The 12,906-nt window shown below is 59.9% G+C and carries 13 protein-coding genes; 10 read left to right on the plus strand and 3 right to left on the minus strand.

All coding sequences use genetic code 11. The features are described from left to right. The first annotated feature begins 64 nt into the window (after positions 1-64). The 10 genes from B8783_RS09575 (at position 65) to B8783_RS09620 (ending at position 10,590) form a co-directional block, all read left to right on the plus strand. Positions 65-619: a DUF305 domain-containing protein gene (locus tag B8783_RS09575; protein WP_034827488.1), complete on the plus strand. Its 555-nt coding sequence runs from the start codon at positions 65-67 to the stop codon at positions 617-619. Positions 620-673: 54 nt separating this feature from the next. Further along, positions 674-2,029, plus strand: coding sequence for an MBL fold metallo-hydrolase (locus B8783_RS09580; protein ID WP_084419940.1), 1,356 nt, complete (start codon positions 674-676; stop codon positions 2,027-2,029). A 106-nt stretch (positions 2,030-2,135) separates the two neighbouring features. Beyond that, positions 2,136-2,411: a metal-sensitive transcriptional regulator gene (locus B8783_RS09585; protein ID WP_034798806.1), complete on the plus strand. Its 276-nt coding sequence runs from the start codon at positions 2,136-2,138 to the stop codon at positions 2,409-2,411. A 56-nt stretch (positions 2,412-2,467) separates the two neighbouring features. Then, a complete protein-coding gene (locus tag B8783_RS09590; protein ID WP_198943684.1) occupies positions 2,468-2,884 on the plus strand; it encodes a hypothetical protein in 417 nt (138 codons plus the stop codon). A gap of 72 nt (positions 2,885-2,956) precedes the next feature. After that, entirely contained in the window at positions 2,957-4,171 is a 1,215-nt protein-coding gene (locus B8783_RS09595; protein WP_034827470.1) for a TolC family protein, read from the plus strand. Further along, the gene (locus B8783_RS09600) at positions 4,168-6,030 is read left to right on the plus strand and encodes an efflux RND transporter periplasmic adaptor subunit (RefSeq protein ID WP_169711769.1); all 1,863 of its coding nucleotides are present in this window, start codon (positions 4,168-4,170) and stop codon (positions 6,028-6,030) included. Before B8783_RS09595 ends, B8783_RS09600 begins: the two co-directional genes overlap by 4 nt. After that, on the plus strand, positions 6,023-9,238 hold the full coding sequence (locus B8783_RS09605; protein ID WP_084419941.1) for an efflux RND transporter permease subunit: 3,216 nt from the start codon (positions 6,023-6,025) through the stop codon (positions 9,236-9,238). Before B8783_RS09600 ends, B8783_RS09605 begins: the two co-directional genes overlap by 8 nt. After that, on the plus strand, positions 9,235-9,450 hold the full coding sequence (locus tag B8783_RS09610; protein WP_013301490.1) for a hypothetical protein: 216 nt from the start codon (positions 9,235-9,237) through the stop codon (positions 9,448-9,450). Before B8783_RS09605 ends, B8783_RS09610 begins: the two co-directional genes overlap by 4 nt. Positions 9,451-9,544: 94 nt before the next feature. Beyond that, positions 9,545-10,045, plus strand: coding sequence for a copper-binding protein (locus B8783_RS09615; protein WP_084419942.1), 501 nt, complete (start codon positions 9,545-9,547; stop codon positions 10,043-10,045). 101 nt (positions 10,046-10,146) lie between these two features. Continuing rightward, complete coding sequence (locus tag B8783_RS09620; protein ID WP_233355733.1) at positions 10,147-10,590, plus strand: copper-binding protein; 444 nt, start codon at positions 10,147-10,149, stop codon at positions 10,588-10,590. 70 nt (positions 10,591-10,660) lie between these two features. On the opposite strand, the gene B8783_RS09625 is transcribed toward B8783_RS09620, so the two are convergent. Genes B8783_RS09625 through B8783_RS18610 form a run of 3 tightly spaced genes read right to left on the minus strand, consistent with a single transcriptional unit; the run spans position 10,661 to position 12,902 of the window. Then, positions 10,661-10,999 (minus strand): YnfA family protein, encoded by a 339-nt coding sequence (locus B8783_RS09625; RefSeq protein ID WP_084419943.1) that lies wholly within the window; start codon positions 10,997-10,999, stop codon positions 10,661-10,663. A 60-nt stretch (positions 11,000-11,059) separates the two neighbouring features. Continuing rightward, a complete protein-coding gene (merA, locus tag B8783_RS09630; RefSeq protein ID WP_084419944.1) occupies positions 11,060-12,511 on the minus strand; it encodes a mercury(II) reductase in 1,452 nt (483 codons plus the stop codon). Beyond that, positions 12,468-12,902, minus strand: coding sequence for an FAD-dependent oxidoreductase (locus B8783_RS18610; RefSeq protein WP_084333201.1), 435 nt, complete (start codon positions 12,900-12,902; stop codon positions 12,468-12,470). Before B8783_RS18610 ends, merA begins: the two co-directional genes overlap by 44 nt. Positions 12,903-12,906: the final 4 nt, after the last annotated feature.

Raw genomic sequence — 12,906 nt, forward strand, 5'->3', positions numbered from 1 at the left:
ACACACTTCTCCGTTAGTCGTGGAAATACCCCACCACTGTATAAGGAGGATGTTGAAAGTGGATATGAAGAACAGTTATTGGCGGTTTGGCGCAATGATCATCACATCGATGATCGTGATGTTTGGGCTGATGTACCTCAACACCTATGCGTGGGAGCATGTTCGCTGGAGCGAAACGCGCTTCTACATGGCCTTCATCATGGGCGCCGCGATGGCCGTCGTGATGCTGAGCTTCATGCTCAACATGTACAAGGACAGCCGGATCAATTTCGGCATTTTCATTGGCGCTGCGGTCGTGTTCGTCCTGGCCCTCTGGCTGGTGCGCAGCCAGAGCACTGTCGACGACCGGTCCTACATGAAAGCGATGATCCCCCACCACTCCATTGCCATCATGACAAGTGAACGCGCCGGCATCGAGGATGTCCGTGTGCGCGAGCTTGCCGACGAGATCATCACGGCGCAGCGCCGCGAGATCAAGGAAATGGAATGGCTGATTTCCGACATCGCGGAGAATGGCCCGGCATCGACGGAAAGGGAGGCGGCGAGCCGCCCCGTTCCCCCCTTTGAAGGCACGCTCAATCCAGACGACGCTGCCGGGGCAGCCATCGCGGAGGACTAACGCGCCTTCCACGTCCAGTCAGACCCATTCGATCCCGAAAAGGAGCGAAACAGAATGAGACTTGAAAAGATCAAGACACAGGGCCTTGCCCACCTTTCCTACTTCCTGAGCGCCGATGGCGAAGCTGCGGTCATCGATCCGCGGCGTGACATCGACATCTATCTGGACCTCGCCCGTGAGGAAGGCTCTGTCATCAAGCACGTCTTCGAAACCCACCGGAACGAGGACCTGCTCTCAGGCGCCCCTGTCCTGAAGGAAGAGACTGGCGCAAAGGTCTGGCACGGGCCGAACCCTGAAAAGCCGATCCAGTATGCAGCCGAAACGCGGGAAGGCGACACGTTCGAGATTGGCGGCGCGCTCCTGAAGGTGCTTGAAACGCCCGGGCACACCGACGACAGCCTGTCCTACGTGCTTTATGACAAGAGCTTTGAGGAAGGCCCGGTTGGCGTGTTCACGGGCGATGCCCTGTTCATTGGCGATGTCGGGCGCACGGACTTCTATCCCGACCGCAAACGCGAAGTCGCCGGCCTGCTCTATGACAGCCTGGAGAAACTGATGAGGCTCGGCGACCAGTGCCTCGTCTATCCCGCGCATGGCGCCGGTTCGGTTTGTGGCTCGGGCATGGCCGACCGGGAGTTTTCCTCCATCGGCCATGAAAAGCTCAACAATCCGAGCCTGCAGATCGATGACCGGGAGGCTTTCATCGACGCCAAGGTAGCCGAGAACCACTACATCCCGCCATACTTCCGGCGCATGGAAGAGGGCAATATGGAAGGCACCGAAGATGCGCCGCCGGCGCCCCTGCCCGCCTCCCCGGCCAGGTTGCTCGATCCGGGCGATGCGGTCTGCCTCGATGTCCGTGGCATATTCGACTTTGCCGGCGGACACCGCACGGGCTCGCTCTGCATCCCGGATGACATGCTTGCCGCCTTCGCGGGCTGGTTGCTGCCAGGCGACAAACCGGTGCTGCTGGTAGCGCGCGATGACGACCAGGCGGTCGATGCGGCCACCACGCTTCAGCGGATCGGCTTCGACAATGTGAGCGGATTTGTCAGCGGCGCCATGCCCGTGGCGGTCCAGAACGGCCCGCTCGACACACTCGACTTCGTCGATACCGAAACCGTCGCCGCGCGCGTAGACAACCCGCCGGCTGGCTGGACCCTGCTCGATGTCCGGGCCATCGACGAATATGAGAGCGGCCATATCAAGGACAGCAAGCACGCTTATGTCGGCAAGCTGCCTGATGCGGCCAGTGACCTCGACCCGGACAAGCCCGTCACCGTCATGTGCGGAAGCGGCGCCCGGGCCACCATTGCCGCCTCGCAGCTCATGCGGAAGGGGTTCTCCGAGGTCGATGTCTATATCGGCTCGATGAAGGCGTGGACCGCAGCTGGAAATGCCATTGAGTGATGACTGTCAGTCCATCTTGGGCTGAACCTTTCGTTTCTGACGCATAAAGAGACTGGAAATTGCTTCACGAGGTCCCCATATGGATACCCTGTATGGGGTATTTGCCATGAAGACTGAAACCAAAGAGGCCGCGACCCGAAGGCTTGCCCGCATCGAGGGACAAGTGCGCGGCATCACGAAGATGGTGTCCGACGATCGGTATTGTATTGATGTCATTCGTCAGGTGCAGGCTGTGAAGGCCGCGCTTGTCGGCCTCGAGGCCGTTATCCTGGATGACCATATCGCAACGTGTGTGGATCATGCTCTGACCGGAAGCAATGTCGATGACCGGCGTGAAAAGGTCGAGGAACTTGTTGCTGTGCTTGGTGGCCGCAAGAAGTAGCGGCCTCACAGTTTGTTGAAATGAAAGTTTTAATCTTTTCACGTATTTGAACAATGATGCAGTTTGTGACCCGCCTCCTGACACTGTTTGCCGCTGCCTTCATGGCGGCTCATCCGGTCATGGCGTGTCCATTGATGGTCGGGACCTCCGAAACCGCGCCGACTGAAATGAGCAGCAATCACCCCTGTAATGACATGGCGATGGAAGCCATGGCCGACACCGGGCATACAGATCAGGCATCATCGTCTGATTGCCCCGCGGGATACGACTGTGCACCCATGCTTATCCAGGCGCACAGTGACGCCAATCCAGTTGCACCTGTTGCGAATGTAGACGCAGAATTTGCTGCGGTTCTCGCTAACCCACCAAAGGCATTCCTGCCAGAGCGCGAAACGCTAAAGACCGGGCCTCCACCTCGGCTGGATATCGTCCAGCACACGCCAATATCGCTAAAGCAGCGCTTCCTGAATTGAGAGCGATGACCTGCGGCCGCCACAGCAGCCCGTCGTCATCGCTTCTCACAATTCAGAAGAGCCCGTTTTATCATGCCCCACATTTCAAGAATGCTGCTGGTCGCAGCGTTTGCCGCTGTGCCCCTGGCGGCGGTTGCCAACGCTCAGAGCTTTGCCGAGCTTGAAGCCCGTCTCGAGGCCCATCCAAGCCTCTCCGCTCTCGGTTACGATGCCGAGGCCGACCGGGAGCGTGCTGTCGCCTCAACCGCACTCCCGGACCCCGTCGTATCCCTCGGGATCAACAACTTTCCGATTTTCGATCCCTCGTTCGACAGTTACTTGCCGACCAATAAAGCCGTTGGTATCCGGCAACAATTTCCGAGCTTCGCGGGCCGTGAAGCCCGCGCCGGTGAAGCCCGGGCGATGTCAGCACAGACCGAGGCGGTTCGCGATGCCCGTTATGCGGCCTTGCGCGCCGAACTCATCGCTCTTCTCGCTGACAAGACTAGACTGACCAGGCAGAGATCCCTCGCCGAAGCGCGAAACGCCAAATACGACGAGCTTGTCGACATTGTCGAGGCCGAGATCGATGCGGGCCGCCCGGCCGTCTATCGCCTTGCCGAAATTGAAAGCGAACGGGCAGAAGTTTCCCGGACGCTTGTTGATCTTGACCGGCAGGAAGCCGAGACCGATGCGCGCCTGATCGAACTCGTCGGACTGGTCCCTTCGACCGGCCTCCCTCCCCTGACTGAAAGAGACTGGTCCGGCGCAGCGCTTGAGTTCCACACCGTACGCATTGCCGACGCGGCCGTCCGCGTTACCGATTACGGTATCGACGAGGCCCGCGCGGCCTGGAAGCCAGAATGGGGGGCCCAGCTCACCTATCAACAGCGCGATGAAGGCGCGATGTTCGCGGGGGATGACTGGGTCTCCGGTATGGTGACTTTTACGGTTCCGCTCTGGGCCGAAAGGAAGCAGGCACCGAACTTGCGCGCCGCAAAGGCTGAGCGGGCCGGCGCCGAGCAACGCTACCAGGCTGCCGCGCGGAATGCGGCGGCCCAGTATGCGTCCCGGGACGCCATTATACGCGCGGCCGATGCCAGTATCGACGTGCTGCAGGTCAAGATTGCTGCCGTCGAAGACGAAGTCGAGGCCCAGCTGATTGCTTATGAATCCGGTGTTGGCGGTTATGCGCCGATCATCGACGGCGAGATCGCCATTCTCAAACTCCGGGCGGAAATCGAAGCTGAAACGGCCCGCAAGGCCGCTGCGATCGCACGCCTGAATGCCCTCCTGGTGACACAATGAAAAAGACATTCCTGATAATGGGCACCGCATCTGCCGCCCTCTTGCTCGCCGCATGCGGCGCACCGGGCGGATCACCGGGCGGCCAGGGTGAAAAACCGAACGCCTCGAGCGAGACGCAACGATACACCTGCCCCATGCACCCGCACTATATTTCGACCGATCCGGACGGCACCTGCCCGATCTGTGGCATGGACCTGGTGCCTGCCGACAAGACCCAGGAACCGACGAGCTCAACAGGGGAAATCCTGTACTACAAGCATCCCATGGGTAAGCCGGACACCTCGCCTGTTCCGAAAAAGGATTCCATGGGCATGGATTACATCCCGGTTTATGCCGATGACACCGGATCGGGCGTGGCCGTCTCGCCGGAAATGATCCAGACCATGGGGATCCGGACATCACCTGCCGAGACCAGGGATTTCAGCCGTGTACTGAGAGCCTTCGGCACGGTCGAGACCAATGAACGGCTCGAAAATGTTACCGTCTCGCGGCTAGAAGGCTGGATTGAGAATCTGGCGGTCAATGCCGAGGGCGACACCGTCCGCCCCGGCAGTCTCCTCTACCGGATCTACAGTCCGGACCTGATCGCCGCGCAGAAAGATTATCTGAACTCGTTCAGGATCGGTAACGAAGCGCGCATCGCGTCGGTTCGCCAGCGCCTGCGCTCCCTTGGCATGCAGAATGCGGCCATCGACCGGCTGACCGAAACCCGCCAGGTCATTGAACGTGTTCCGGTTTACGCAGAAGCCGGCGGCACGGTTGCCGAGCTCCAGGTCCGCAATGGCGACTATGTCAAACCCGGCACGCCTATATTACGCCTGCAATCCTATGCCGATGTCTGGGTCATTGCCTCGGTGCCGGAGAGCGATTTGCCTCTGGTGGAAACAGGCATGCAGGCCGAACTCGATTTTCCGAGCGCGCCCGATGCCCCCGGCAAAGGCGAGGTCGACTATATCTATCCGACAATCGACCCGAAAACCCGTACAGCCGACGTCCGGATCGAAGTGGACAATGCGTCGGGCTATCTTCGCCCGGGCGCCTATGCGGACATAAGGCTGAATATCGGCGGCCGACCGCGTCTTTCGGTTCCAAGTGAAGCCATTTTGCTCGGTAGCGAGGGCGCCCGTGTCGTCATCGCCGAAGGCAATGGCCGCTTCTCCGGACGCGCCGTGCAAACCGGCATTTCGGCCAATGGCCGGACCGAAATCCTGTCGGGTCTGGAAAGCGGCGACATGGTCGTCGCCAGCGGGCAGTTCCTGCTCGATAGCGAAGCCAACCTGAAAGAAGGCCTTGCCAAGCTGGAAGCTCCGGATGCGAGCGCGGCCAGTCCGGAAACACCGCTCTCCGATATTCCGGTGGAAAGTAAAGCCCTCGCCGAAATCGATCACTTCACTGACATGGCGCTCTACTTCCACGAGGCCCTGACAGACGGGTATGACATCGATCCGCTATTCGTGGACCCGGCGCTCGCCCTGGTGCCAGTGCTGCGGGACCGTTACGCGAACACGAAACTGGCACCGGTCATGGATGCTACGCAAACCGCTCTCGCCGTCGCGCAGGACGCCACGGACCGCGAAGACCTTGCCACACAACTCTCAGACCTGGTCGAGGCCTTGAAACCCTGGCTGCTGGAAGGCGCACCTCAGCATTACAGCGAGGCTGGTCTGGTGCTCTACCGGGACACCGCAACGGGCCGGTACTGGCTGCAGGAAGAAGCGAAACCAGCCAATCCGTACAGCGCAGATGGAGCCGAACGGATTGACTGGCCCAACCCGATGGCCGGCATGTCGATGACGACCAATGACAGCGAGACTGGCGCTGACCAGGCCCCTGGGCATTCGGGGGACAGTCATGACTAAACGAAACGACAGAGACCTCGCGGGGCAAGACCCCTCCAAATCATGGGTGGCAATGCTGATCTCCTGGTCGGTTTCCAACCAGCTCATCGTCCTCATGCTCGCCGCTGCACTGGCTGTGACCGGGTGGATGGCGATCCAGCGCACGCCGCTCGATGCAGTGCCGGACCTGACAGATACCCAGGTCATCATTCGCACCGATTTTCCTGGCCAGAGCCCGCAGATTGTCGAGGACCTCGTCACCTATCCACTATCGACGAACCTTCTCGGTCTGCCGAAGACCAAGGACGTGCGCGGCTCCTCAATGTTCGGCACCAGTTTTGTGTATGTCATATTTGACGATGATGTTGACCTCTACTGGGCCCGCTCGCGCGTTCTCGAAGCCTTGTCCCGGCTGGGGTCCGAACTCCCGGAAGGCGCCGTACCCCAGATCGGACCGGATGCGACCGGCGTTGGCTGGGTCTATCAGTATGCCTTGGTCGACAAGACCGGCAAGACCGATCTCGCCGAGCTGCGTTCACTCCAGGACTGGTTCCTGAAACTTGAACTCGCCGGAGTGGAAGGGGTCTCTGAAGTCGCTTCGGTCGGCGGTTTTGTCCGGGAATACCAGGTGCTACTCGATCCCAATCGCCTGAGAAGTTACGACCTGTCGATCACCCGTATCCGTGACGCGGTCCGCGCAGCCTCAAGCGAAGTCGGTGGCCGCGTGCTCGAACAGGGCGAAACGGAATATGTCATCCGCTCATCAGGCTATGTCGATGAGAAGCTTGATCTCGAACAGGTCGTGGTCAAGGCAGAGGATGGCACCCCCGTCCAGCTGAGCCATGTCGCCCGGATTGTCGAAGGCCCGGCCCTCCGGCGCGGCATTGTCGAACTCAATGGCGAAGGCGAAACGGTGTCCGGCATCGTGGTGATGCGCGATGGCGAGAATGCGCTGTCGGTGATCGAACGTGTGAAGGAGAAACTTGATAGTCTCCAGCGCGGCCTGCCGGAAGGTGTCGAGATTGTCACTGTGTATGACCGCGCGCCACTCATCGAGGGTTCGGTCGATTATCTGAAAGACAAGCTGATCGAGGAAGGCATCGCGGTTGCGCTCGTCATCCTGATCTTCCTCCTCCATGTAAGGTCGTCTCTGGTTGCCATCATCACCTTGCCGCTCGGAGTGCTCGGCGCGTTCCTGATCATGTCCTGGCAAGGTGTCACAGCGAACATCATGTCACTTGGCGGGATCGCCATCGCGATCGGCGCCATGGTCGACGCCTCGATTGTGCTTGTCGAGAATGCCAGCCGGAAACTGGCGGATCTGGGACCGAAACCCGATCCGAGCGTGCGCCGCCAGGCGCTGGTCGAGTCGGCTCAGGAAGTCGGCCCCGGCATATTCTTTTCACTCCTCATCATCACGGTCTCCTTCCTGCCCGTCTTTGCCCTGACCGGTCAGAGCTTCAGGCTCTTCAGTCCTCTTGCCTATACCAAGACCTATGCGATGGCCTTCGCGGCCATTCTGTCGGTGACACTTGTCCCGGTTCTGATGCTGTACCTGATGCGGGGTCGGTTCCGGCGCGAGGAAGCCAATCCCCTGAACGCCTTCTTCGTCTGGGCCTACAAACCGCTGCTCCATCTAGCCCTGAGGTTCAAATGGATCACGGTCGCCCTTGCGCTCGCGCTGACGGCCACCGTCATCGTGCCGGTCCAGAGGATCGGCTCGGAATTCATGCCGGCCCTTTATGAAGGCGAGCTCCTCTACATGCCGACCACCCTGCCCGGCGTGTCATCCACCAAGATGCGGGAGATTCTTGGCCAGACAAACCGCGTCATCAAGACCGTGCCAGAAGTCGATCGTGTCTTCGGCAAGGCCGGGCGCGCCGATACCGCAACCGATCCAGCGCCACTCACCATGATCGAGACCTGGATCAAGCTGAAACCGAAGGAGGATTGGCGGCCAGGTGTGACGGTCGAGGACATCACCGATGAGCTCGATGCCAAGCTGCAAATGCCCGGCCTCGTGAATTCATGGGGCTATCCGATCAAGATTCGCATGGACATGGTTTCAACAGGTGTGCGCACGCCCATTGGCATCAAGGTTACGGGCGATGATCTGACAGAGATTGAGACCATTGCCCGGGACATAGAAGCGGCCATTTCGGACGTACCCGGAACGCGCTCGGCCTTCGCCGACAGGGTCATGGGCGGAAAATATCTCGAGATCACGCCGGATAGGGGCGAACTCGCCCGGCGGAATATCGACATGGCAGCCTTCCAGTCCGTGATCCAAACCGCCCTGGGCGGCATGACACTCTCCCAGTCTGTCGAGGGCCGGGAACGCTATGACATCATCCTGCGCTATGATCGGCCATTTCGTGAGAGTGCCACAGACCTGGAAGAGATACTCGTGACCGCCCCGTCCGGCGCCCATATCCCTCTCAGCGAACTGGCGGACATTTCCTATGCGGAAGGCCCGCCAATGATCCGATCGGAAAATGCCAGGCTGACTGGCTGGGTTTTCGTCGATATCGCGGACCGGGACATGGGCAGCTATGTTGCAGACGCCGGACAGGTGATTGCCAACGCCGTCGACCTGCCTGCGGGATATGCGGTGGAGTTCTCCGGACAGTATGAACAGATGCAGGAAGCGAATGCGCGGCTGAAGATCGCCATTCCAGCTGCGATTGCACTGATCTTCCTGCTGCTGATGCTACATTTCGGTCGGCTCGACCGGACCCTGATCATCATGGCCAGCCTGCCATTCGGCCTGGTCGGCGGAATGTGGGCCGTCTGGTTGGCAGGCTACAATCTGTCAGTAGCCGTCGCGGTCGGTTTCATCGCCCTGGGCGGCATCGCGGTCGAGACAGCCGTCGTGATGCTGCTCTATATCGACGCGGAAGTCCGCAAGGCGAACCCGTCTGACAGGAGCCAGCTTTTCGCAGCTGTCAGCAAGGGCGCGGCCATGCGCGTCAGGCCGAAGTTGATGACGGTCACGACCATTTTTGCAGGTCTTGCCCCGATCTTCCTGACCGACGGCCTCGGATCGGACGTCATGCGCCGGATTGCCCTGCCCATGCTTGGCGGCATGGCCTCAACCCTCATCCTCTCCCTGATCGTGATCCCGGCCATCTACTACATCCGGGTCGGGCTGCAGATTCCATCAGATTTACCCCGGGCCGAACCGGATAACCGGGCCGGCTCATTCACCCCCGAAGGAGAAAAACCATGACGAGACACCTGTTGAAAATTCCGCTTTTGTTTCCACTGCTTCTGAGTAGCGCCATGCTGCCGGCGGCCGCGCAGGATCGCTCATCAGGCAGAATGATGATCGACGGCGGCATGATGGGTGGCGGCCTGTTCGGCACGGTGTTCATGCTGCTTGCTGTGCTCCTCCTCCTGCTCGGGATCGCTGCCCTCATCAAATATCTGAGGTCGAAATAATAGTCCCGTGTCCATCCACCCTATTCCCCCGTCCCGGCGCGCATCGGGGGCCTCTGTTGAAAGCCGCGCCTGACAATCAAAAAGGAAGAAAACGATGAAAACCCTCGTCAGAAAGACAGCAGTCACAGGCGCAATCCTCGGACTGGCCCTGATTGGTCCGGCGCTCGCCCAGGAGGCCGGCATGAAAATGGACAGCATGAAAGACATGGACATGTCCGGCATGAGCTGCTGCGGCGACATGGCGCCCGGCTTTGGCGTCATTAACGGCGTCGATCTGGATGCCCGAACCGTCAATATTTCACACGATCCGATCAAGAAGATCGGCTGGGGTGAAATGACAATGGACTTCGAGGTCGGCGGAATGGTTGCGCTCGACAAATTCGAGAATGGCGACAACGTCCATTTCATGCTCAAGCAGGACGACAGCGACAATTATGATATCGCCATGATGATGCCGATCGGCGGCGATCCGGATGCTTTCAAGCAATCCATGATGTCGATGATGAAAGGCGACGGCATGATGGACTGCAACATGGGCGGACACGGATCCATGTCCGGCATGTCAGGCAAGGATCATGACGACACCGATCACTAGCCGGTCCTCTGTTTCAAGCCAAAAAGATCGTAAATCAGGTTCCGGCCGCGTTCCGCGGCCGGAATGCCTGCGTCTCCCGATAAGTTCACCAGGAAATCCCAATGACTCAAAGAATTCTGATTGCTGCCTTCTTGTTAGGTTCCGTTTCCCTGACAGCCTGCAGTGACCCCGAAAGCCGAACGCCGCCAGCATCCGGCCCTGCGGACCAGACCAGGCCTGAACCGTTCGAACAGGCAGATGAAGCTATGCCCGGCGATACTGGACGGGCCACGGGCAGGATCACATCCCTTGATCGCGAAGACGGCCGGGTCACCATCGACCATGGCCCTTTCGAAGGCATCGCCATGGGCGCGATGACCATGAGTTTCGCTTTAATGGGCGATCTTGAGCTGACTGACCTCTCTGAAGGCGATGACGTGATCTTCCAGGTCAAACGGGGCCGGGACGGTTCTCATCGCATCATGGAAATTTGCAGCATTCCCGCGAATGGCCGCGACTGCCCGGACCAAGAAACGGTCTATCCGGACAACCCTCCAGATCAGTAAGGCGGCATACTCCGGCACTGTCCCCGATCGAGCTAAAGGGAAGACGATAAAGACCCGTTTCGCCATAGCGTCAAACTGGCATGCGCGGACCAAAAAGAATAACCGCAGCCCCGATCAGACAGGTTACAACCCCTATCAGATCCCAGCGGTCGGGACGAACCCCCTCAATGGTCCATAGCCAGATGAGCGAGGAAGTTATGTAAACCCCACCATAGGCGGCATAGGCGCGCCCGGCTGCAGACGCTTCCACCAGTGTCAGCAGCCAAGCGAATACAACAAGGGATATCATCCCCGGAACCAGCCAGAAAGCGGACTTTCCAAGCCGCAGCCAGGCCCAGAATGCAAAACAACCGGCGATTTCGGCGGCTGCCGCGCCAGCATAGATCAACAACGTCGCGCGAATATCCATGGCTGGGACGTTACCTGATCTGGCTGGACTGGCGAGGCCCCGTTGCGGTTAAAATTGGTTTCAGCCTGCGCAGCATGAAAGCTTCGCCACGTCCTTGTCGAACGTCTGTGCCGCCAATTTTAACCCTTCAACAGTTGTCAGGTATGGAAAAATTGTCTCGCCAAGCGCCTTGCTCGTCATGCCGAACTTCAACGCCATAGCCAGCGTCTGAATCGCATCAGACCCTTCGGGCGCCGCGATCTGTCCGCCCAGGAGGCGGTCGGTCTTCGCATCCGCGACCAGCTTGATGACGCCGCGGGTATCGCGGGCGGCGGCGGCGCGTGCCACGTGGTCCAGCGTCAGCACGCTGGTCTTGACGTCATGACCGGCTGCCTTCGCCTGCACCTCGGAAAGGCCGACGCCGGCGACCTGCGGATCGGTGAACACGACCCAGGGCATGGCCGCATTGTCATAGCGCAAATCCTGAAGCCCGAGCGCATTGTTGGCCGCCACCTTGGCCCCATAAGCGGCCATGTAGACGAACTGGTCGCGATCGGTGACATCACCCGCTGCCCAGACGCCAGGCCGCGTTGTGGCCATGTCGGCTCCGACCTTGATCGATCCACGCGCATCGGTCTCGATGCCGAACTCGCGCAAGCCGAGGTCTTCGGAATTGGCCACCCGGCCTGTGGTGGCCACAAGCCGCTGCGCGGAGAGGGTCACAGGCTTTCCACCCCGTTCGATTGTCAGCGTGACGCCGCCGTCACTCCGTCTCACCGATCGGTAGGACAGGCCGGTCTCGACCGCGACCCCCTCAGCCTTCAATGCGTCGGTCAACGCCTTGGCCACTTCCGGTTCCACGCCGGGCAGAAGGCGCGAACGCGTGACCAGTGTAACCTTGACGCCCAGCCGCGACGCCATCTGCGCCAGTTCACAGCCAATATAGCCGCCGCCCAGGACCAGGATGCTTTCGGGCTGATCGGGCAGGCTGAGAAGGTCCCAGGAATCGAGCGCCTCCACGGTCTCGATCCCGTCAATTTCCGGCAAGAAAGGGCGCGAGCCGGTGGCGATCAGAACCTTCGGTGCAGCGATGATCCGCCCGCCGACCTCAATCCCGCCTTCGATCAGGCGTGCGGCACCTTCCTCGATATAGGTGACATTCTCATAGGAAGGCAGCAGGTCGATGTATTTTTTCTGGCGCATCTCGTCGACCAGATCGGCCGTGCCCTTGACGACCGCCGACCAGTCCACGCTCTGCGCACAGGGCTCAATGCCCGGAAACCGTGCCGCCGCTGTACCAGCATGCACCGCTTCACCGGCCCGTATCATCGCCTTGGACGGCACGCAGCCGACATTGACGCAGGTGCCGCCGATGGTACCATGCCCAACCATGGCCACGCGCCTGCCGGCCTCGGCCGCGCTAATCGAAGCCGAAAACCCGGCCGAGCCAGCACCTATGACGATGAGGTCATAGCTGTCGTCGCCGTTTTTATTGACGGAGCAGCAATCGCCTGTCTTTACGGTTTGATTCATTATTTCTTCCTTGGCTTGTGACCAGGCATGGCGACGCGGCCTCGATCAAGTATTCAAAATCACACCATCGACCCGATGTCGGAGGCGTGGCCGGGATCAGGTTGAGGCCGCTGTCGCCGCATTCGCCTGCGGCGAAGACCGCGGGATCGCTCGTACGCATCGATGTGTTCACCTGGATGCCCCGCCGAGTGCACTCGGCGCAGGCAGCTTCAAGGTTCAGCCTGTCCATTTTTGGTACCCGGCCGGGGCTGAGGCACATGCTCATTGATGCAAAACAAGAAGGTGTCGCAATGACGGTACCGGCCAGACCCGTTATCAGCAGTTTTCGGTCAGTCCATTTTGACATCAAAGTGAAAGCCTTGTGTGAAAATCTGACGATGTATGCGAACATCGAC

Source organism: Henriciella litoralis (genome assembly GCF_002088935.1).
Classification (GTDB): Bacteria; Pseudomonadota; Alphaproteobacteria; order Caulobacterales; family Hyphomonadaceae; genus Henriciella; species Henriciella litoralis.